The sequence below is a fragment of the Clostridioides sp. ZZV15-6383 genome (assembly GCF_020657735.1).
In the GTDB taxonomy this organism is placed as follows: domain Bacteria; phylum Bacillota; class Clostridia; order Peptostreptococcales; family Peptostreptococcaceae; genus Clostridioides; species Clostridioides difficile_D.
This window is the reverse complement of the sequence record NZ_JAGWCV010000060.1, coordinates 1-21,962: the sequence shown is the minus strand read 5'-3', so window position 1 is coordinate 21,962 and position 21,962 is coordinate 1. Positions and strand designations below refer to the sequence as shown.

Sequence of the window (21,962 nt, the reverse complement as noted above, 5' to 3'; positions counted from 1 at the left end):
ATACTATTTTATGTAACTATGCTAAAATTTAATTGAATAAATTAAAAATATAATGAAAATTTAGTCTTAATTTATTTATTTAATAGCCAATTCAAATCAAATAATGTTTAAATCAGAAATATAAATAAATATTATTATAATCGTTGTTAAATCCTATCTTAAAAATTTATATCATATAAAACATGAATTTAAGTCATAATGATATATTAGATTGTTTTGAACTTGCCAAAGATAGTAGGTTATATTTTGATAATCTTATTAAATGTTTATGTAATGAAAGAATATTAATAAATAAAAAATATAATTTTACTAGAAAAATTGAAAGTGTTTATTTTATTATAACTGAAAGATGTAACTTATCATGTACACATTGTTGTTGTGATTTAACTACCTCAACTTTGAAGGATGAACTAAGTACAGAGGATATGATTTCTATAATTGATAAAAATATTACAACTTAGTCCTAAAAATATAACAATATCTGATGGCGAACTTTTGGTAAAGTTAGATATATGGACTATAATGGATTATTTAAGAAGTAGATTTGATGGAAACTGTTTAGCTGGTTGTGGACGTTGGGTTTAGATAGGAAATAAAAGCTCTACAACAAAAATATATTATAAAGATAAGCTTATAGATGTATATGCAAGTGTGAAGCTATAAAATTGATAAGTGTAAATAACATGTCAAACAAGGAGTAAATTATGAGTATTTTACAGATAAAAAACCTAAATAAAATATATGGTAAATCGGAAACAGAAGTGAGGGCGTTAAATCAAATAAATCTAAAAATAAATAATGGAGAATTTGTTGTGATAGTAGGTAAAAGTGGAAGTGGGAAAAGTACTTTATTACACATAATGGCAGGGCTTGAAACCCCAACAAGTGGTGATGTAATTATTGATAATATAAATATATCATCTCTTGATGAAAAGAAAAAATCTGCATTACGTAAAGAAAGGTTGGGACTAATATTTCAATCATATAATTTGATTCCAGTTTTAACTGTTGAAGAAAATATAAAACTACCAACTATAAATATAAAAAATAAAGATGAAGCTTATATTAATGAATTGATGGAGTTACTAGGAATAAAAGATAGAAGAATGTATTTGCCAAATCAATTATCAGGTGGGCAACAACAAAGAGTAGCAATAGCAAGGGCACTTGTAAATAAACCATCAATTGTATTTGCTGATGAGCCTACTGGAAATTTAGACACAAAGACAGAGTCAGATGTATTAAGTTTATTAAAAGAATCTCAAAAAAAATATAATCAGACAATAATAATGATAACACATAATATAGATATAACAAAATATGCTGATAGAGTTATAGAAATAGAAGATGGATTTATAAGAGAGTAGGTAGATTTATGAAACTTAATTATATTGTAAAAAAATATATAATGGGAAATAAGAAAAATACATTATTAATAATTGTAAGTATTATAATTTCGACAGCATTGTTTTTAATTATGAATATAATAAGCGAAGACGCCACAAACTTAATGATAAATCAAGCTAAAAATGAATTTACATTAAAACATGTACAATATATCAATCCAAAGGACGAAGAAATAAAATATATAGAAAATGACACAAGTATAGATAAAGTTGGAAAGTCAATGCTTTTAGGAATTAGTGATATTGGTAAAGGTCAAACACTACAAATCCTATCTCAGGATAAAGTTGCTGAAGAACTAAATGATATTTACACACTAGAAAAAGGTAAATTACCAGTAGATGAAAATGAAATTGCTATAGATTCCTGGTATATTAAACAAAAAAAGATAAAAAATCCTATAGGAAAAAGGATAACATTAGATTATAGAAGACAAAGTATAAATCAAGAAGATTTATATACTGGTAAAAAAGAGTTCAAAATAACTGGTATCCTAAATAGTAATCCTATTTTAAAAGCTCAAGGAACATCAATTGGACTTATAAGTAACGATTGCGCTATCAAGAATATTCCTATTAAAAATAAATATGATCAAGTTATGTTCACTTTTAAAAAGGAAAAAAATATACAAAAACAATCACAAAAACTTATTAAAAATGGAAATTTAAATGAGAATAATATTTATTTTAATAATGAATTATTAATAGCTATATCTGATAGTATGAATTTAAAAATACCTTATATAATAGTTAATATAGTGCTAGCACTAGCAACCATATTATTAATTTATAATATTTTTTATATATTAGTATCAAATAGGATAAAGGATTTTGGGATATTTAGGGCGTTAGGATTTAATCCAAATGATATTTTTAAAATAATGATTTTAGAAGTATCTATATATTCTATTGTAAGTATCTCTATAGGGCTAATTTTAGGTGGGATAATAGCTAGTTTATCGAGGGAGTATGTTATAGGAGTAATATACAATATCAACTATATAAATTCTATCAAAAACCATAACTATATAAATACATACATAATTTCTATATTATTAAGTTTAGGAACTATAATAATATCAGTTTCAAAACCCCTTATGTTAGCAGTTAAAACTGATCCAATGATTTGTATAAGAAGAACTAATGAAAAAGTGAATATAAAACAAAACTCTTTTATAAATAAATTTATGATAAAGCTTTTCAAAGACTATGGTAACATAGCATCAAAAAATATACAAAGAAATAAGAAACGTACAAATTTATCTATAGCATCAATGGTAATTATATTTTTCTTAATGGCAACAATATATACAAAGTCTACTAGTAATTTTTTGAATGATGGTGTATTAAAATATTGGATCCAAGGAGATTATCTATTACATAATATTGATATAAGTACTATACATTCAAACAATAAAGGCTATGATAAAAATGTACTACAAGATATAAAAGATATTGATGGTGTAACAAAAGTAAATTCGTATAGGCATAAGTGGTTTAATATAAAAATTGATGATAAAAATATAAATAAGAATTCTGATTATTGGAAAAATAATAAAGATAATATTGAAGCTAGATCAGAAGTGAAAGATGGAATTAAAGTATATAATAATTCTTTTGAATTTTTAGGAATAGAAGATACAGATATACTAGAGGATTTCTTGATAAATGGAAAGGAAAATATAGATAAATTTAGTAAACAACCATATCTGTATATAACAAAGAAATCTAGTGATTCGCTTAATATAAAAAAAGGAGATAGGATAAAAGTATATTTTGATATTATAGATTCAAAAACAAACAATTTCACTAAAACAATATCTCAAGAATTTATAGTATGTGGAATTATAACTACATTACCAGTAACTTCACAAGTAGGAGCTGAATTTGGTGGAGTAATATCAACAAATCAATTCAATAAGTTTACAGGAATATCATCTTATGAAAGATTTGACATATGGACAAGTAAATTAGCTAATGATAAATATGTTGAAAGTGAATTAAATAAAATAACAGAAAAAACAAATAAAGGAATTTTAATTCCCTATAAAGCTGAAACAGCTGAATATGAAAAAATTGATAATCAAAAAACACTAATTATGGTATTAGTAACTGGAATTATAGCTATATTGTCTTTATTCAATTGTTGCAATACTATAGTTACTAGTATTAATAGCAGAAGTAGAGAATTTGCACTATTTAGAGGAATAGGGATATCAAAACATGAAATAAATAAAATTGTTAAATTGGAAAGTTATATATATATTATAGTAAGCTTTTTTATATCTATAATACCTATTTTAATTGTAAGAAGTATAATAATAAAACCTTTTGAAAGTATCAATTTAATAAATTTGAAATTTATAGGGGCTATTATCCTAATAGTATTTATTTTAGTATCTATAATTATGATAACTACATTAAAAACATTGAATAAAATTCAAAATGAAAATTTTATAGAAGAAATAAAGACTTTATAAGAAACAGCCCATAAATTAAGGAGGTTTTGTATGAATTCGATTGCAATTATTGATAGTGGTATAGATATTGATTTTAAAGAGTTTAGAAATAAAAATAAAATAAGTTATCCAAGTTATATGGATGGTGTAAAGGAGTACAACAATGCATAGCAAATATAAATATTGGTTTAATAAAAACTCTACTGTTAAACCTATTGTCGTTTTAACACAAGCCTAATAATAAGTGTAACCTGAGAATTATTGATAATATAAAAATCTTGTTTATTATAAAACTTGTATGAACAAATATTAAGTATTATAAATATGATAAGTGATATTAAAATATTTAACAGGCCCTTGAAAGAAATGACCTAAGTTATGTATAAATAACAAAATTTAGGTCATTTTTAACTATTTCTATGGTATTAGAAAAATAAGTTTCTAAATAGTTTATAAAATATTATTGAATCTTTTCTCTTGAAATATATAATTTTGAATCTTCTGATTTATTTTCATGCTTAATTCCCTTATTTTTTTTCATAAGTATATATAGAGGTGCTATTAATAACATTGCTCCCAATCCTATTAAAACTCTATTTTGAGTTATAGGTTTTGCCATATCTTCCACCCAAGCTTGTTGTAATAACCATAAACTACCTAAAATAGCTACTGTTGGTATAACAGGACCAAAAGGAATCTTGAAAGAAGCCTGAATATCTTTTCTTTTTCTTAAAACTATTACTGACAAACAAGTTGGTATATACTGAGCAAATCTTGCAATTACACTCATTACTGCAAGCTGTTCAAAACTTCCAGTCAGTACAAGTGGTATACAGCAAATTAAAGATATTATTATTGCTACATATGGAGCATCATATTTATTTGTTTTTCCTATAAATGCTGGAAGAGAACCTTCTTCTGCTAGAGAAGAACCACATTTAGGAGTTACTATTGAAGAACCTATATTTATACCAAATATAGATATTAATGTTGCTACAGATATAAAGACCTTACCATAGTTACCTAAAAATACACTTGAAGCATCTGCAATTGGAATACTATTTTCAAATAGTTTATCTCCCAGTATACCCATACAGACAACTTGAATTAAGATATAAATCATTGCACATATAAATATTGTAGTTATTAATGCAATTGGAAGATTTTTTTTTGGATTCTCCATTTCTCCACTTGCTACGATAAATGATTCAAATCCAGTAAATGCGTAAAATACCAATATGATGGCTGGTCCCATACTAGAGTTAACTAGATTGCCTGAAGGGACAATATTTCCAAATTTTATAAAGAATATTCCAACTATTACGAAAACTATTAATGGTACTAATTTAGCTATAGTTATTACATTATTCATTATCTTTGTACTTTTAATTCCAAATAAGCTATTTATTGAAAGTAATGTTACTAGTGCTGCAGCTATATAACCTTTGTATTCAGTGGCAGCTTCTGGCCAAAATGAACCTAAAGCTGTTGCAAATCCGACTGCTAGAGTAGACCATGATATAATCCTGATAACCCAAGACATTGTACCAACTTCAAATCCTATAAAATCTCCAAAAGCTTTTTTGGAGTATAGATATGCACCTCCGTTTTTATCAAACATACTTCCAACTTCTGCAAAACATAAAAGTATTGATAGAACTAAGATTGTAGCAAAAATATATATAAATATACTGTTTTGACTTGCTAGATTATAAACTTTACCTGGTAGTAAGAATATACCTGAACCTATTATGCTATTAATTCCTAATAATATCATACTAAATAACCCTAATTTTTTAGCTTTTTCCATATTAATTTATCTCCTATTCTTTTATTAACAAATGTATAAATGTATTAATTAAAATATAAAGTATTCATTACATGCATCATAACACCTATTGGCAGACAATCCTCATCTATATTAAAGCTAGAGGTATGTAGAGGTGAAATTAATCCCATTTCTTCATTTTTACATCCTAAATGGAAAAATGCTCCTTTGCAATGTTCTGTGTAAAAAGAAAAGTCTTCACCACCTAAAGAAGGGTTTGGTCTTAATATAAAGTTTTCTTCTCCAAGTAATTCTTTAGTACTTGAGATAACAGTGTCTACTAATTCTTTTTCATTTATAACAGCAGGGTAATTTTCATCACTTACATGCAATGTCCCAACACAACCAAACGCAGATGCAGTATCTTCAACAATTTTGGCTATCTTATCAATCATAAAGTTTCTTGTTTTACTATTTAAAGTTCTTAAAGTACCTTCTAGTTTTACATCTTCACATATTACATTGTGTGCGTCACCACCATATATTTTACCTATAGTTAAAACAGCAGCATTGTTTGGTTCTAAGTTTCTACTTATTATAGTTTGTAATGATGTAACAATTTGTGAAGCTGTAACTATTGCATCAATACCATTTTCAGGATATGCACCATGAGCTCTTTTACCTTTGACATTTATTTCTATAGTGTCAACACTAGCATTTAATGTGTCATATTTTGTTTCAATAAATCCTGTTTCAATATGTGGCATAACATGAAGTCCAAATATATAATCAGCTTTAGGATTTTCTAAACATCCATCTTCAACTAAGAATTTTGCTCCACCAAAACCTTCTTCTGCTGGTTGAAATAGGAACTTTACATTTACATTTAGTCTATCTTTTATTGAATGTAAAACTTTACATGCTCCAAGTAGTATTGTTGTATGTGCATCATGACCACAAGCGTGCATTTTCCCAGGATGTATTGATTTATACGGTATATCGTTTTCTTCTTCGATAGGAAGGGCATCCATATCTGCTCTTATACAAATGGTTTTATTTGCATTTTCTTTTAAAATATATGCCATAATTCCATTGTGTTTTGTAAATTCCATATAATCAATTCCTATTTCTTTTAAATAAGAAATAACTTTCTGCTTAGTAAGGTTTTCTTCAAGAGCTAGTTCTGGAATTTTGTGTAATTCTCTTCTTATATTTAGTAGCCACGGTTTTATAGAATTACAGCTTTCTATCACAAAATCTTTTCCCAGTTCCTTAGTTTGATATTCTAATTTTAAAGCCTGTTGCATTTTTATTCCCCCAATTGCTTTTTATTGTTTGGTTAATATAATTAGCAATTATTATGCCATAAGTTTTGACAAAATAATTTTATTTTTTATAAGAATATTGAATAAAAATAATCATTTATTTACATGTAAAATATAAAAAATGATTGTATAGTTGCAATTTTCAGTGAAAAATATTATTTTAGAGAAAAATTATCTTAAATGATAACTTATATAAAGAAAATAGGAATTAAAACATTTATCCTATTCCTATTAATTCCTATTAATTATGTACAAAACAAATTACAATATCTGTATACTTAAAAAATAAAAAAATCTATTGAAGGAGCATTTTGTTCCTGAATAGATTTTTTTATTTAACAGGTTATAAATTTATGAATCTTCATATTTTAATTTATTATAAAACGCTTCTCCCTTTTGGGTTATTTTACTTCCATATCTTCCTGAACCACAGACTATAAGTTCTTCTTTTTTTAGATATTCAAATATTTTTTTAATTTTTCCTTCTGTAATTTGAAGGTTTTTATTGAGCAGTGTCTTTAAGATTAATCCCCTACCAATACCAACATCTGATTCCTTATTTAAAATTAGTATCTCTAATATACTTAATATATCATTCTTATTATATTTTAATTTTAATGATGTATTTTTGTTATTTAAAGTTCTTAAATTTGGAGGTAAATCTTTCTCTAATATAATATCATCACACATAATATTTAAATAAGATGTTACATTTTGAAGTTCTCTTATATTACCTTTCCACTTATAGTTTTGTATAAGTTTTTTTGCCTCTGGTGTAATTATTAATTTTTTATTAATTAAATCTTCCATAATAATTAATATATCTTCTTTTCTTTCTCTTAGAGGAGGTATATTTATTGGAATTGTATTTAATCGATAATATAAATCCTCCCTAAATTGGCTATTATCAATCATTTGTTCTAAGTTTTTATTTGTAGCAGATATGATTCTAACATCTATATTAATTACATTATGAGAACCAACTGGCATTATCTGTTTTTCTTGAAGAACTCTAAGTAGTTTTGTTTGTAATTCTAAGGGCATATCTCCTATTTCGTCTAAGAATATTGTTCCATTATTAGCAAGTTCAAATAATCCTTGTTTTCCATCTTTTAGACCTCCAGTAAAAGTTCCTTTGTCATATCCGAATAACTGGCTTTCTAATAAGTTTTCAGGAACAGCTGCACAATTTACTGCTATAAAAGGTTGATTTTTTCTATTTGAGTTGTTATGTATAGATTGGGCTATGAGCTCTTTACCAGTCCCACTTTCACCTCTGATAAGTATGCTTAAGTCAGACTTAGAAACTTTTTTAGCTAAATCTATACATTCAAGCATCTTGGGACTATTTGTTTTTATATCCTTAAACGTATATTTTGCTATTTGTCCTTTTTCTCTTAATTTTTTAGTGAGGTTTTGTTCTAGTTTTTTTATGTATGTTATTTCTTGTAAACTATAATATGTACCCATTTTTTCATCTCTATTATATATATTTTTTTTATTTACATTTATATATTTCTTATTGAATATAACAACCTTGTCTAGTATTTCTTTTTCACTCAATAAAACTTTTAAACTATCTATAAATATTTCCTCAATGTGTTTTCCATATATATCCTCTTTTATGTCTAAAATATCTTTTACTTTACTATTATATGTATTTATTTCACCATCTTTTGAAGTAAATAATATACCATCCTTTGATAAATTTAATATTGTATCCAATTCTTCTATCTTTAAAAATAGTTCTTTATATTTATCTTTTATACCAGTATCTAAACTTATTATTTCTTCTGAGTATTTAACTAGATTAGATTGTATTTCCTTAGAATCAATTTGTAATAAATTTATTATTTCTATAAATGTGGAGATATCTATATATCTATGACCTAAATCAAATATATCTGAGATAAAGCTAGGCACTTTTTCTGGAACTCCTGGAGTTATAGCTATTTTTATATCTTTATAATTATTATCATTCATATATGGGATTGGTCTAATATTAGTTACTCCAATTTTATAAAACAAACTTATGGTTTCTAGAGTAGTTTCATCAGAATCATTTACGATTAGAGCATTTGTACCTTGTGGCAAAGATAATAAATTATATATTTTATCTTCCTTAAAAGTTCTTCTTATAACAATAACTTTTTTCTTCTCTAATATATTATTTATAATTTTGTCTAATCTTTCTACTGACATTACTAATATCACATCATCGTTTATAATATCATTGTCATTTATCTCATCTATAAAGTATCTGTTAATATTTATATAATCTCCAAAAACTAATTTTAAATTATTTTCTAAAAAATCTATTAAATCTTTTCTACTATCATTTACCAGAGCCACTGATTTTTTCATTGATTTCTCCTTATATAATAAATAGTCTTAAACAAAATAGTTGTATAAAGTTATCTAATTTTGATAATCTAAATTTATCAAATAAAAAAGAAAGTGTCTATAATGACTTTATAAAAGTCACATTAAGACACTTTCCTTCTTATAATTAAATCTTGTCACCAAATCCCCCTAATTGTTGCTTAAAATTAAAACTGTATGTATATTTTTCATTTTTATTCGATTAAATTATAATATACACCCAAAAAAATTTATTTCAATAAATTCTATTGATAATATAATTTTATAAATATAGAATTATATTAAAATAAATAATATATGAAAATATATATGTATAAGTTTATTCTGCGTGAGTAGAATAGATTTGTCAAGCTTAACTTAATTGTAATAATGTCTTTTGTTAAAATCATATAAATTAAAATATTTTATACAATATAGTATAAAGGAGGTAGCTTTGATGAAAGCAGAAAAAACAAGCATATATCCAATTATTAAAAATAATTTAAATCAAGTATCAATTATTGAATATAAAAAGGGTCAAAGATTTGTAGCATCAGATAAAGACTTACAAGAAGTATTTTTTATAATAGAGGGAGTTGCTTTAGTGGAATGTACTACCAGAGGAGGAAATAAATTTCTTGTTGATATTGTACCTGAAAATGAATTTATAGGTAAAATAAGTTATATATATGAACATAACTTGAAATGCGATATATTTGCAAAGACTAATATAAAATTATTTCGATTTGAAAAAAATATATTTGAAGAATTTTATCTTAAACCAGATTTTATTGCACTATTTCACAGAAAATGTACAAGAAGGATATATGAACTGTATAAAACTAGAATGGTAAGAGAGTTGTTTTCTTGTACAGAAGTTATTGCCTATTGTGTACTAAACAAACAAGAAAATAATAGCTGCAATATAAGAGCTATTCGTAATTTCAGTGAAATCTATTCAATTAGTAGAAAGAGTAGATACCATTCTCTGTTGAAGTTAACTGAAAAAGGAGTAGTAAGAAAAATTGATAACACATATGAAATTTTAAATTATGATGAATTACATAGATTGGCATTTGAAGTAAAAGAATTTTTAGAAGATGAATAAAGAGTATTATTTAATTAAGAAAGGTATAATAATTTCTACAAAAACAGAAGTAGTCTCACTGAAAATCAAAAATACTTTAATTGTTTTCAATGAGACTGTTTAGAAATATTATATATTTATAATGTATTGCTATTAGTCAATTTCCTTTACTATATTAATAGCCCACTTTTTAGATAAGGCTCTAGGAACACCAAATATAAACTTAACAACTTCTTCGCTATAAGTAAGTAGGACGAGTATAAATATAGGTGCACCATTAAATGCAGCTATAAAAGTTAGAGGAATAGAAGCTAACCACATACATCCTAATTCTAAAAATAGAGCATATTTAGTATCTCCTCCACTTCTTAAAATACCAATTATAACTAATGTATTAAAGGATTTAAGAGCCATTAGCATTCCCATTATAAAGAATATCTTAGTTATATTAGAAGATAAGCTATCAGAAACACTAAACATTTTTAATAATAATGGGATATTTAAAATTAAAATAATTCCAAGTATTAAACCAGCCAAAAATACAAGTATAGAAAACTTTTTAGCATATTCAATAGCTCTTTTAATATGGTCAGCTCCAAGTTCATTTCCAAGCATAATAGATGCACCAGATGCAATACATACAGCAGTCATTATAAAGAAATTACCTGTACTAGTTGCTATCTGACTTGCTGCTATAGCAGAAGTACCTGCTCTTGCATATGCGACAGAATACAGGACAGTTCCAACTGCCCATACAGAGTCATTTACAAATATAGGAAAGCTTTTTGATGAAAAAGATTTTATAAAAATCTTATCAATAGCTTTTAGATTTTTTAGACCAAACTTTAATATATAGTCTTTTTTATAAAAGTAAACATAAGTAATCATTAAAATTAGTTCACATATTCTAGCAATAACAGTAGCTAGAGCAGCTCCTTTTACACCCAATGCAGGAAGACCTAAGTTACCAAATATAAATCCATAATTTAAAATAACATTTGTTACAAGAGCAAATGCACTACAAATCATACCTAACTTAGGGTTTCTAACACCCCTAGAACCAGTACTAAATACTGTACTTATAGCTATTAACGGATAACTAAATACTGCAATACTAAAGTAATCTATACAAAGTTTTACAACTTCTGAATCATAAGAAAATATGTGTATAATTGATTTTGGTGTTAGTAAAGCAGGAATAACAAATACAAAACTTAAGACAATTGCTAATATACAAGTAAGACCTGTGACTTTTCTTATATTGCCAACATCCTTCTTTCCATAAAATTGTGAAATAAAAACTCCAGCGCCTCCTGTAATACCAGATAAGGACATGTTAAAAAGAAAGAAAAATTGGTTTGCAACTCCAACTGAAGCTACAGATGTTTCCCCCAAACTACTTATCATAACAGTATCTATTACGTTTACAGAAGTAGAAATTAAGTTCTGTATAATAATAGGTATACATAAAGATAGAAGTATTTTATAAAATCTTTTATTTTCGTCTTTTAAAGAAAATAGTTCTTGCAAATAATCCTCTCCTTTTTACATAAATTCTTCCCACTCATCATATAGAGAGGTAAGGTTATTTTCTAAATTAATTTTTTCTTGACTAACTTCCTTAGCTCTATCTGGATTAGAGTATACTTCTTCTTGACATAAAAGTATATCTAACTCTTCAATTTTAAGCTCTAATTTTTCAATTTCTTTTTCTATATTTTGTCTTTTTAGTCTGTTTTTCTTTTCTAATTCTCTTTGTTCTCTTTCTTTTCTTTTTTCATCTTTTATTTGAGTTCTAGTTTTCTCATCCTTTTCTTCTATAACACTCATCTCTTGGACTTGCCTTTTTTTATCAATATAATAATCATAATTTCCTAGGTATTCAGTAACTCCATTTTCGTCTAAAACTAAAATCTTATCAACAACAGTATTTAAAAAATATCTATCATGTGAGATTGTAAATATAGTACCATCATAATTAGTTAATGCCTCTTCAAGAACCTCCTTAGAATCAATATCTAGATGGTTAGTAGGCTCATCTAATAATAATAAATTTGCATTTGATAGTATGAGTTTAAGTATAGCAACTCTAGCTCTTTCCCCACCACTTAATGTAGATATCTTCTTAAAAACTTCTTCATCAACAAATAAAAATGCTCCTAACATATTTCTCAAAGTAGTTTGAGTAAGATGAGTATTATTTTCCCAAATCTCATCAATTATTGTGTTATCTAAATTAAGAGTTTTTTGTTCCTGATGGAAGTAAGAAACATGGACATTAGCTCCAAATTTAATAGCACCACTAAGAGGCTGTAGTTCATTAGTTATTATTTTAAATAATGTAGATTTACCAATACCATTTGCACCGATAAGAGCAACTTTTTCTCCTCTATATATATCTAAGTCCAAGTTTTTAAAAAGTATTCTTTCTCCATAGCCCATAGACACATCTCTGATTTGAAGAACATCATTGCCACTTTGGACAGAAGGAGTAAATTGTATACGAGCTTTTTTTCTATAAGCTTCTGGTTTATCTAAAACATCTACTTTATCCAATGCTTTTTCTTTACTTCTTGCACGTTTTAAGTGTTTTTCTCTACCATAAGCTTTTAGCCTTTCAATTGATTCTTCTTGTTTTTTTATTTCTTTTTGTTGGTCTTCAAATTTCTTAAGCTCTAGTTCTTTTTCTACCCTAGATAACTCAACAAATTTAGAATAATTACCATTATATACTTTAAGTTTTTTATTATGAACTTCAAAAATTCTATTTACAGATTGGTCTAAGAAATATCTATCATGAGATATTAACATAACAGTACCTTTATATTGTTTTAAAAATACTTCTAACCATTCTATCGCCTCAGAATCTAAGTGGTTAGTAGGTTCATCAAGTAACAATAGGGTTGGTTTTTTAAGAAGTAATTTTCCTAAAAGAACTCTGGTTTTTTCACCACCAGAAAGTATGCTTATTGGCTTATCCATATCATTGTCACTAAATCCTAATCCCTTTAAAACTCCTTTTGCTTCAGATTTATATCCATATCCATTTAAATCTGAAAATAATTCTAGTTTATGTGAATATTCATCCATGATTTTTTCTAGAATTGGAGAGTTTGTTTTTGTACTTTCTTCAGATATTTTAACCTCCAATTCTCTTAAATAGGATTCCATCTCTATCAAATTTTTAAAAACTTCTAACACTTCTTCCAAAATAGTATTATCCGAATAAAAATTAGTATTTTGTTCTAAATATCCGATTTCACAATCTTTAGAAGTGTAAATATCTCCACTATCATAGCCATAAATTCCTGAAATTATTTTAAATAAAGTAGTTTTTCCAGTACCATTAACGCCGATTATGCCAATTTTATCGCCTTCATTTACTGTAAAACTAATATTTTCTAATATAGAATCTATACCAAAACTTTTATTTAAGTTATTACATGACAAAACAATCATAAATTTCTACCTCCTTGAACTATCTAAAATTATAATGTTTTGATATAATATAATCAAGGTTATATGTATTAGTTTTGAAAAAGAAATATTTTATTGTGAATCAAACAAAAAAGAGGACACTTTTAGGAGGTGAAGATGTTGGGAAATAAAAATATATCAATGGCAGTTATAAGAAGGCTCCCAAAATATCATAGATATCTTGGAGACTTATTAGATAGGGATATACAAAGAATATCTTCTAAAGAATTGAGTGATATAATAGGGTTTACCGCTTCTCAAATAAGACAAGATTTAAACAACTTTGGTGGGTTTGGACAACAAGGATATGGTTATAATGTAGAAGCTCTTCATACTGAGATAGGTAAAATTCTTGGATTGGATCGACCATACAACGCAGTTCTTGTAGGAGCAGGTAACTTAGGACAAGCTATAGCCAATTATGCAGGGTTTAGAAAAGCTGGATTCGAGATAAAAGCTTTGTTTGATGCAAATCCTAGAATGATAGGTTTAAAGATAAGAGAATTTGAAGTATTAGATTCAGATACTTTAGAAGACTTTATAAAAGACAATAATATAGATATTGCTGTATTATGTATACCTAAAAATGGAGCACAAGAAGTTATTAATAGAGTTGTAAAAGCTGGAATCAAAGGCGTGTGGAATTTTGCACCATTAGATTTAGAGGTTCCGAAAGGTGTTATAGTTGAAAATGTAAACCTAACAGAAAGCTTATTTACTTTATCGTATTTAATGAAAGAAGGAAAGTAGACAACATAAAAATATTAATAATAAATAGTTGTGAAGAGTATTGAGAAAGTCAGAAGATTTAATATTAAATCCTCTGGCTTTTTGAAATATTAGGATAAAAATTTAAAGAATGTATGCAAATAAACAATATTAGGGAGAGTGATTTTTGTGGAGGAATTATGGAAAAAAGCAATTGAATTTCATGGTCATGAATGTCCAGGTTTAGCTATAGGATTTAAAGCAGCACTTGCAGCAAGAGAATGTTTGGGATGTAAACAATCAGGAGATGAGGAAGTTGTATGTATTTCTGAAAATGATGCTTGTGGAATAGATGGGATACAAGTAGTTCTAAGTTGTACAATGGGTAAAGGGAATTTACTACTTAGGATGACTGGAAAATCAGTATATCACTTCTTTAATAGAGAGAATGGAAAAGCAATAAGAATATATGTAAAGTCAAAACCATTTGATATGGATAGAGAAGGATATAAGAAATACTTATTAGAAAGTGATTTTGAAGAAATATTTGAGATTACAGATACGAAGTTAAGGCTTCCTGAAAAAGCAAGAATATTTAAATCTCTTAAATGTGAAATATGTGGTGAATTTGCTTCTGAGCAATACATAAGAATTCAAGAAGATAAAAAAGTATGTCTTGATTGTTTTGATAAATATGAAAGATTCTATGAAGAGGATTAAAGTTATATTAAATTAAAAGTATTAGATATGTGTTAACAGTATTTTAAGATAAATTAGATAGCAACTATAATAAAACATATAAATGATATTACTTGAACCATACATAATTAAAAAGAGACTGATTAGTATCTAAAAAATAAAATCAGTCTCTTTATGAATAACGAATTATTATTCTGGTTGAGGTGCATCTACAGGACAAGCTCCTGCACAAGAACCACAGTCTATACAAGAACCAGCATCTATAACATATGCGTCGTCTCCAGCTGATATACAGCTAACAGGGCATTCAGCCTCACAAGCACCACAGCTTATACAAGCGTCAGTAATTTTATATGCCATTTTGAAATCCTCCCTTTTATATGTATTGTAATTCAATAACATTATAACAAATATTATTGAATATAACAATTAAATTAATTCTACAACAAAAACTTTATTATGATATTCTTGTTTGAAAGTTTTACAATAAAATTTAATCTGTTTATATTTTTATTTATTTTAAAGAAATTTATTTTAAAAATAAAATTAAATTTAAAAAGTTGTCTATTGATTATATTTAAAAATGTTATACTCTAAAAAAGTATATTTTGTTTTAAAATCTGCTAATACAAAGGAGGTTTAATATGTATTATGAGTCTATTGTTATTTGTAGTAGGATGCTCTAATAATCCCAATAAGGAAAATACTATTAAAAAAGACTCTAAGAATAACCAAAGCTAGGGTATGTAAATATTTTAAAATCTGGAAGTGTAGAGGCAGTAGGTGTTGCAAATAATCATTCAGAAGATTATTTTGAAGAAGGAATGAAAGATACACAGTTTATATTGGATGAGAATAAAATAAATTATTTTGGATTAGGTAAAAATACTGTTGTAGATGTCAAAGGAATTAAGGTGGGTCTATTAGGATATAAATCAACAAACTTTTACTTTTTCAGATAATAAATTAACTTCAATTAAAGAGCCAAATATAATACCAACTGCAATAACATCTAGTAGCTCTAGAAATAACTATCAACCAAAAGTATTGGATGGAAGTGAGAAGGATAGAGTTTTAAATAAACTAGAAAAAATAAGTAAAGATTTGAATAAATAAAAATGTAAAAAAAAATAAATATATATATTTATTTTAATAATTTATATTTTGTTTAAGGCATGGAAAATCGTGGTATTAAAAAAGTAGATTAAATAGTTAAATTATAGTCAATTATAATAAAGCTATTTAATCTACTTTTTTAATATAAAAATATAAGGGGGAATTTGTAATGGCTTGTAACACTTGTAAAATGTGCGAAAGTGCAGACAAGAAATTAGAAAGTTTTGTAGCGTCAAAGGATGTTGAAACAGCATTTCACAGAACAGAAGATCAAAAAGTTAAATGTGGTTTTGGACTTCAGGGGGTTTGTTGTAGACTCTGTTCAAATGGACCATGTAGAGTAACTCCTAAATCACCAAGAGGTATATGTGGAGCAGATGCAGACACTATAGTAGCAAGGAACTTTTTAAGAGCAGTAGCATCAGGAGCAGCTTGTTATTTACATGTGGTAGAAAATACAGCTAAGAATTTAAAAAATGTTGGAATAACTAAAGGTGTTGTTAAAGGAGAAAAAACATTAAATCAATTAGCAGAAATGTTTGGAATAGAAAGTGATGAAAAGTATGATAGATGTATAAAGGTTGCTGATAAAGTTATCAATGATTTGTATAAATCAAGAGATGATAAGATGGAATTAGTAGAAAAAATAGCTTATGCGCCTAGAGTGAAAAAGTGGAAAGAGTTAGGTATAATGCCTGGTGGTGCAAAGTCAGAAGTTTTTGATGCAATAGTAAAATCATCAACAAATTTAAATAGTGACCCAGTAGACATGCTAGTTAATTGTTTGAACTTAGGTATATCAACAGGATTATATGGTCTTACACTAACTAATCTTTTAAATGATGTTATGTTGGGAGAGCCAGTTATAAGAATGGCTCCTGTAGGATTTAATGTAATAGACCCAGACTACATAAATATAATGATAACAGGTCATCAACATTCAACATTTGCAAATTTCCAAGATAGATTAAAAGATGAAGACGTTATAAAATTAGCTCAATCTGTTGGTGCAAAAGGATTTAAGCTAGTAGGATGTACATGTGTTGGTCAAGATTTACAATTAAGAGGAGAACATTATCAAGAAGTATTTGCTGGACATGCTGGTAACAATTTTACAAGCGAGGCTGTTTTATCAACTGGAGCAATAGATATAGTTCTTTCAGAATTTAACTGTACTATACCAGGTCTTGAACCAATAGCAGATAAATATAAAGTAAAAATGGTTTGTTTAGATGATGTTGCTAAAAAAGCCAATGCAGAATACATAGGTTTAGACAGAAGTAAATTAGATGAACTTAGTAACACTTTAATAGAAAAAGCATTAGAATCTTATAAAGAGAGAAGAGGAAGTGTTGAAATAGATATACCAAAAGACCATGGATTTGAACAATCTTTAACTGGTGTAAGTGAAAAGAACCTGAAAGCGTTTTTAGGAGATTCATGGAAGCCTCTTATTAATTTAATAGCAGAAGGAAAAATTAAAGGTGTTGCAGCTGTTGTAGGATGTTCAAATATGACAGCAGGAGGGCATGATGTAAATACTGTTGAGCTTACTAAAGAATTGATTAAAAAAGATATAATAGTACTTTCTGCAGGATGCTCTACTGGAGGACTAGAAAATGTTGGTCTTATGTCACCTGGAGCAGAAGAATTAGCAGGAGAAAACTTAAAAGAAGTATGTAAGACTCTAGGAATACCACCAGTATTAAACTTTGGACCATGTCTAGCTATAGGAAGACTAGAAATAGTAGCAACAGAATTAGCAGCTGAGCTTGGAATTGACTTACCACAATTACCATTGGTACTTTCAGCACCACAATGGCTGGAAGAACAGGCATTAGCTGATGGAGCTTTTGGTCTTGCTCTTGGTTTACCTCTTCATTTAGCTTTACCTCCATTTATAACAGGAGGAAAATTAGTAACAGAAGTATTAACAGAAAAACTAAAAGACTTAACAGGAGGACATGTTATAGTGAATCCAGACCCTAAATCTTCAGCTAATCAATTAGAAGAAATAATAATAGACAGAAGAAAAAATTTAGGGTTAAAGGATGTGGAATGTAATGCATAGAATTTTTATAAATAAAGATTTATGTACAGGATGCAAGAGTTGTGTATTAGCATGTATGCTAAAACACAATAAAGATTATGACATGTATACTCTTGATTTAGAAAATATAGATAATGATAGTAGAGGACATATAGAATTAGATAGCAAACATAATAATCCAGTTCCAATTCTTTGTAGACACTGTGATGAACCTGAATGTGTATTAGCATGTATGAGTGGTGCAATGCACAAAGATAGTGAAAGTGGAATCGTTTCATATGATGAAGAAAAATGTGGTTCATGTTATATGTGTGTAATGTCTTGTCCATATGGATTATTAAAACCAGATGACAGAAGCAAGCAAAACATACTTAAATGTGATTTGTGTAAAGATGAGGAATATCCTAGATGTGTAGCTAATTGCCCAAGTGGAGCAATTGAATTACAGAAGGAGGAAAATGATGAATTATGTAGTGTTAGGAGCTAGTGCTGCTGGTATTAATGCAGTAAAAACATTAAGAGAATTAGATAAAGATTCAAATATAATATTAATTTCTAAAGATGAAAATATATACTCAAGATGTATGTTACATCATGTTATATCTGAACACAGAACTTTAAAACAAATAAATTTTGTTGATGAAGACTTTATGGAGAAAAATAATGTAAATTGGATTTCAGGTAAGACTGTTAAAGGTATAAATATAAATAAAAAAGTAGTTCAGACAGAAGATATTAATGTAAATTATGATAAACTTTTAATAGCTACAGGAGCATCTTCTGCTATTCCTCCTATAAAAAACTTGAGAGATGGAAATTTTGTATATTCTGTGAGAAATATAGATGATATTTATAAAATAAAACAAAAAGCAGAGAACTCTAAAAATGTAGTTATAATAGGTGCTGGCCTAGTTGGTATAGATGCACTAGTTGGATTATTTAAATATGAGCAATTAAATATTTCTGTAGCTTTTATGGAAAAGTATATTTTAGATAGACAATTAGATGAATATACAGCATCAGTATATGAAAATAAGTTTAAAGAAAAGGGTGTAAAATTTTACCCAAGCGCATCAATACAAGAAATTATCTTGGATAACAGTAAAAATGTTAAAGGTGTTGCATTTTCAAATGGAGAAATTCTAAATGCAGATATGGTAATTGTAGCTACAGGGGTTAAACCAAATGCAGATTTTTTAGATGAAACAGGAATAGAATATGATAGAGGTATAATAATAGATGATATGTGTCAAACAACACAAAAGGATATATATGCAGCAGGAGATGTTGTAGGTAAAAATGCTATTTGGCCTCTAGCAGTAAAGCAAGGAATTGTAGCTGCATATAATATGGCTGGAAAAGATAAAAAAGTAGAAGATGAATTTGCTTTTAAAAATAGTATGAATTTCATGGACATACCAACTATTTCTATAGGAATGAATACACCTGTAGATGATAGCTATAAAGTATTAACTAGACATGGAATTAATGATTATAAAAAGTTTGTTTTTAAAGATAATGTAATCTATGGAGCAGTTATACAAGGAGATATTTCATATGTAGGTGTACTAACTTATTTAATAAAAAATAAAGTTGAAATATATGATTTAGAAAATAGGATATTTGATGTATGTTATGCAGACTTTTTTAATATAAAAGAAAATGGAGAATTCTGTTATAGCGTATAATGTATATGTAGAGTAAAGTTGGTAAATGTAAGAAAACAATAAATAGAGTTATTCTAAAATAAGAAAAAATAAGAAGTCTTATTTAGAAATAGCTCTATTTTTGTAATTAAGTTTAAATTATATCCGATTTGTAAAATATTATTTTGAACAATTATACATATACTCTCTAGTTAGAGGTAAATCATTTTTTATACCTTTAGTGAAAAGTATTTGATGTATATCTATGATACCAGTGTTGAAAGCAGCAGCACAAGAGCAAAGGTATAAATCCCACATCCTTATAAACTTATCATCAAACATCTCTTTAATCTTTGGAAGATTCTCATAGAAGTTTTTTTGCCAGTATAGTAAAGTTTTTACATAATGTAATCTTAGACTTTCCACATCTATAGTGTGATATTTGTAATCGCTACAAAAATGTATCATTTCTCTTAGACTAGGAATAACTCCTCCTGGGAAAATATATTTTTTTATCCAAGGGTCTCCATAAGATTCCTTTAGACCACTTATATAGTGAAGTAAAAATAATCCACTATCTTTTAGAACAGCATTTACATTTTTAATAAAAAGTTCATAGTTTTCCCTACCAACATGTTCAAGCATACCAACACTTACAACTCTATCAAACATAAGGTTTGAGTTTTTGAGCTCTCTATAGTCCATAAGTTTTACTTCAAGGTAGTCTTGAAGGTTCTCTTCTTTAATTCTTTTATTAAATTCTTTAAATTGTTCTTCACTAAGCGTAATTCCAACGCCGTGAATTTTATATTTTTTTGCTGCTTCTATTAGTAAGAATCCCCAACCACACCCAATATCAAGAAGACTCATACCTTCTTCTAGATTTAGTTTAGTTAATATATGGTGAACCTTGTTGACTTGAGCCTCATAAAGAGTATCATTATCATTTCTAAAATATGCACAAGAATAACTAAGTGTCTTGTCTAACCACAAGCTATAAAAATCGTTACCAATATCATAGTGAGCATGTATTTCTTTCTTTTGATGTCTTATTGAATTTGATGAGTGTAGTAGATGTTTTACAGCTGAATTATTAATATTAAATTTGTCTATTTGTTTTAAAAGTAGATTCAAAGTTAAGAATAAATCTCCTTCAACTTCAATATCTCTACTTATGTAGGCTTCTCCAAGTGCTAAAGATGTACTTTTTAGTAGTTCAGATTTACTAATATCATTATTTATAATAACTTTAAACTGAGGAGAGCCATTTCCAATTAGAAACTCTTCTCCATCTTTAGGTCTAACTAGAAATGGTGTTTCACTAAATCTTTCTAAATAGTCTCTTAAAAAATTTTTTGTAATATTCATATTACCAGCTCCTTCTAATGTAAATCCAGTAAGTTTTACTTGCTTAAAGTATATTATATTCCTTTTTTTAAAAAATTAAAATTTTTTTCAATAAATTATTTATTTGAAGGAAATTTATCTTTTATAAAGGAATTTCATATTGTAGTATATTTTTTACTTATGAATTTTCGTATTGGATATAATATTCAACTGTTAATGATATAATAATTTTAATCTATAAAGTACAATAAAATTTTGCAGTAAATAGCTTAAATCTATTTTATAAAGGAGTTGTGGGATGGAAGTATATGCTTTGGTTGGGTCAAGTGGTACAGGTAAGAGTTTTAAGGCTTTAGAGTTCGCCTATGAAAATGATATAGATTATATAATTGATTAAAAAATAGCTACGCACACTCGTGACTTTAGTCATGAGTTAGTAGCTAAAATAGTCAGCATATAGGGAAACCTATATGTAGAGATAGGATAGAACCTATCCAATACTACTTGAATTGCTGG

At 27.0% G+C, this 21,962-nt stretch carries 19 protein-coding genes; 12 read left to right on the top strand and 7 right to left on the bottom strand.

Going from position 1 to position 21,962, the window contains the following annotated elements:
- Positions 1-182: 182 nt before the first annotated feature.
- From KGF42_RS16380 to KGF42_RS16365, 4 genes are all read left to right on the top strand, one after another.
- Complete coding sequence (locus KGF42_RS16380; RefSeq protein WP_227826697.1) at positions 183-461, top strand: hypothetical protein; 279 nt, start codon at positions 183-185, stop codon at positions 459-461.
- Complete coding sequence (locus KGF42_RS16375) at positions 439-585, top strand: hypothetical protein (protein ID WP_227826696.1); 147 nt, start codon at positions 439-441, stop codon at positions 583-585. The genes KGF42_RS16380 and KGF42_RS16375 overlap by 23 nt, the downstream gene beginning before the upstream one ends.
- A gap of 119 nt (positions 586-704) precedes the next feature.
- The gene (locus KGF42_RS16370) at positions 705-1,367 is read left to right on the top strand and encodes an ABC transporter ATP-binding protein (RefSeq protein ID WP_227826695.1); all 663 of its coding nucleotides are present in this window, start codon (positions 705-707) and stop codon (positions 1,365-1,367) included.
- A gap of 8 nt (positions 1,368-1,375) precedes the next feature.
- Positions 1,376-3,883 carry an FtsX-like permease family protein gene (locus KGF42_RS16365; RefSeq protein ID WP_227826694.1) on the top strand — a complete coding sequence of 836 codons (2,508 nt, stop codon included), beginning with the start codon at positions 1,376-1,378 and terminating at the stop codon, positions 3,881-3,883.
- Positions 3,884-4,322: 439 nt separating this feature from the next.
- On the opposite strand, the gene KGF42_RS16360 is transcribed toward KGF42_RS16365, so the two are convergent.
- From KGF42_RS16360 to KGF42_RS16350, 3 genes are all read right to left on the bottom strand, one after another.
- Positions 4,323-5,672, bottom strand: coding sequence for an APC family permease (locus tag KGF42_RS16360; RefSeq protein WP_227826693.1), 1,350 nt, complete (start codon positions 5,670-5,672; stop codon positions 4,323-4,325).
- Between the two features lie 44 nt (positions 5,673-5,716).
- On the bottom strand, positions 5,717-6,937 hold the full coding sequence (locus tag KGF42_RS16355) for a M20 family metallopeptidase (RefSeq protein WP_227821204.1): 1,221 nt from the start codon (positions 6,935-6,937) through the stop codon (positions 5,717-5,719).
- Between the two features lie 369 nt (positions 6,938-7,306).
- A complete protein-coding gene (locus KGF42_RS16350; RefSeq protein ID WP_227821205.1) occupies positions 7,307-9,319 on the bottom strand; it encodes a sigma 54-interacting transcriptional regulator in 2,013 nt (670 codons plus the stop codon).
- Between the two features lie 454 nt (positions 9,320-9,773).
- On the opposite strand from KGF42_RS16350, the gene KGF42_RS16345 reads away from it, so the two are divergent.
- Positions 9,774-10,424, top strand: a complete 651-nt coding sequence (locus KGF42_RS16345; RefSeq protein ID WP_227821206.1) for a cyclic nucleotide-binding domain-containing protein — start codon at positions 9,774-9,776, stop codon at positions 10,422-10,424.
- 132 nt (positions 10,425-10,556) lie between these two features.
- Here KGF42_RS16345 and KGF42_RS16340 read toward each other — a convergent pair whose 3' ends face one another.
- Positions 10,557-11,933 carry an MATE family efflux transporter gene (locus KGF42_RS16340; RefSeq protein ID WP_227826692.1) on the bottom strand — a complete coding sequence of 459 codons (1,377 nt, stop codon included), beginning with the start codon at positions 11,931-11,933 and terminating at the stop codon, positions 10,557-10,559.
- A 15-nt stretch (positions 11,934-11,948) separates the two neighbouring features.
- Positions 11,949-13,862: a ribosomal protection-like ABC-F family protein gene (abc-f, locus tag KGF42_RS16335; protein ID WP_227821208.1), complete on the bottom strand. Its 1,914-nt coding sequence runs from the start codon at positions 13,860-13,862 to the stop codon at positions 11,949-11,951.
- Between the two features lie 135 nt (positions 13,863-13,997).
- Here abc-f and KGF42_RS16330 point away from each other — a divergent pair, with 135 nt between their 5' ends.
- The gene (locus KGF42_RS16330) at positions 13,998-14,630 is read left to right on the top strand and encodes a redox-sensing transcriptional repressor Rex (protein WP_227821209.1); all 633 of its coding nucleotides are present in this window, start codon (positions 13,998-14,000) and stop codon (positions 14,628-14,630) included.
- Between the two features lie 138 nt (positions 14,631-14,768).
- On the top strand, positions 14,769-15,308 hold the full coding sequence (locus KGF42_RS16325; RefSeq protein ID WP_227821210.1) for an FmdE family protein: 540 nt from the start codon (positions 14,769-14,771) through the stop codon (positions 15,306-15,308).
- Between the two features lie 168 nt (positions 15,309-15,476).
- On the opposite strand, the gene KGF42_RS16320 is transcribed toward KGF42_RS16325, so the two are convergent.
- Positions 15,477-15,647: a DUF362 domain-containing protein gene (locus KGF42_RS16320; RefSeq protein ID WP_009888017.1), complete on the bottom strand. Its 171-nt coding sequence runs from the start codon at positions 15,645-15,647 to the stop codon at positions 15,477-15,479.
- Positions 15,648-16,039: 392 nt separating this feature from the next.
- On the opposite strand from KGF42_RS16320, the gene KGF42_RS16315 reads away from it, so the two are divergent.
- The 4 genes from KGF42_RS16315 (at position 16,040) to KGF42_RS16300 (ending at position 20,141) form a co-directional block, all read left to right on the top strand.
- Positions 16,040-16,249 carry a CapA family protein gene (locus tag KGF42_RS16315; RefSeq protein WP_227821214.1) on the top strand — a complete coding sequence of 70 codons (210 nt, stop codon included), beginning with the start codon at positions 16,040-16,042 and terminating at the stop codon, positions 16,247-16,249.
- A 323-nt stretch (positions 16,250-16,572) separates the two neighbouring features.
- Positions 16,573-18,474, top strand: coding sequence for an anaerobic carbon-monoxide dehydrogenase catalytic subunit (gene cooS, locus KGF42_RS16310; RefSeq protein ID WP_227821211.1), 1,902 nt, complete (start codon positions 16,573-16,575; stop codon positions 18,472-18,474).
- Positions 18,467-18,940, top strand: coding sequence for a 4Fe-4S dicluster domain-containing protein (locus tag KGF42_RS16305; RefSeq protein WP_009895266.1), 474 nt, complete (start codon positions 18,467-18,469; stop codon positions 18,938-18,940). Before cooS ends, KGF42_RS16305 begins: the two co-directional genes overlap by 8 nt.
- A complete protein-coding gene (locus tag KGF42_RS16300; RefSeq protein ID WP_227821212.1) occupies positions 18,915-20,141 on the top strand; it encodes an FAD-dependent oxidoreductase in 1,227 nt (408 codons plus the stop codon). Before KGF42_RS16305 ends, KGF42_RS16300 begins: the two co-directional genes overlap by 26 nt.
- A gap of 138 nt (positions 20,142-20,279) precedes the next feature.
- Here the strand turns inward: KGF42_RS16300 and KGF42_RS16295 are convergent, their stop codons facing one another.
- A complete protein-coding gene (locus tag KGF42_RS16295; RefSeq protein ID WP_227821213.1) occupies positions 20,280-21,467 on the bottom strand; it encodes an SAM-dependent methyltransferase in 1,188 nt (395 codons plus the stop codon).
- A 277-nt stretch (positions 21,468-21,744) separates the two neighbouring features.
- Here KGF42_RS16295 and KGF42_RS16290 point away from each other — a divergent pair, with 277 nt between their 5' ends.
- Positions 21,745-21,843 carry a helicase RepA family protein gene (locus KGF42_RS16290; RefSeq protein ID WP_255643230.1) on the top strand — a complete coding sequence of 33 codons (99 nt, stop codon included), beginning with the start codon at positions 21,745-21,747 and terminating at the stop codon, positions 21,841-21,843.
- Positions 21,844-21,962: the final 119 nt, after the last annotated feature.

Excerpts from the sequence above, each read along its gene's own strand:
- KGF42_RS16370 (WP_227826695.1), top strand. The coding sequence starts at position 705 with ATGAGTATTTTACAGATAAAAAACCTAAATAAAATATATGGTAAATCG.
- KGF42_RS16365 (WP_227826694.1), top strand. The coding sequence starts at position 1,376 with ATGAAACTTAATTATATTGTAAAAAAATATATAATGGGAAATAAGAAA.
- KGF42_RS16290 (WP_255643230.1), top strand. The coding sequence starts at position 21,745 with ATGGAAGTATATGCTTTGGTTGGGTCAAGTGGTACAGGTAAGAGTTTT.
- KGF42_RS16330 (WP_227821209.1), top strand. The coding sequence starts at position 13,998 with ATGTTGGGAAATAAAAATATATCAATGGCAGTTATAAGAAGGCTCCCA.
- KGF42_RS16360 (WP_227826693.1), bottom strand. The coding sequence starts at position 5,672 with ATGGAAAAAGCTAAAAAATTAGGGTTATTTAGTATGATATTATTAGGA.
- KGF42_RS16320 (WP_009888017.1), bottom strand. The coding sequence starts at position 15,647 with ATGGCATATAAAATTACTGACGCTTGTATAAGCTGTGGTGCTTGTGAG.
- KGF42_RS16350 (WP_227821205.1), bottom strand. The coding sequence starts at position 9,319 with ATGAAAAAATCAGTGGCTCTGGTAAATGATAGTAGAAAAGATTTAATA.
- KGF42_RS16380 (WP_227826697.1), top strand. The coding sequence starts at position 183 with ATGAATTTAAGTCATAATGATATATTAGATTGTTTTGAACTTGCCAAA.
- KGF42_RS16300 (WP_227821212.1), top strand. The coding sequence starts at position 18,915 with ATGAATTATGTAGTGTTAGGAGCTAGTGCTGCTGGTATTAATGCAGTA.
- KGF42_RS16305 (WP_009895266.1), top strand. The coding sequence starts at position 18,467 with ATGCATAGAATTTTTATAAATAAAGATTTATGTACAGGATGCAAGAGT.
- KGF42_RS16295 (WP_227821213.1), bottom strand. The coding sequence starts at position 21,467 with ATGAATATTACAAAAAATTTTTTAAGAGACTATTTAGAAAGATTTAGT.
- KGF42_RS16345 (WP_227821206.1), top strand. The coding sequence starts at position 9,774 with ATGAAAGCAGAAAAAACAAGCATATATCCAATTATTAAAAATAATTTA.
- KGF42_RS16355 (WP_227821204.1), bottom strand. The coding sequence starts at position 6,937 with ATGCAACAGGCTTTAAAATTAGAATATCAAACTAAGGAACTGGGAAAA.
- cooS (WP_227821211.1), top strand. The coding sequence starts at position 16,573 with ATGGCTTGTAACACTTGTAAAATGTGCGAAAGTGCAGACAAGAAATTA.
- abc-f (WP_227821208.1), bottom strand. The coding sequence starts at position 13,862 with ATGATTGTTTTGTCATGTAATAACTTAAATAAAAGTTTTGGTATAGAT.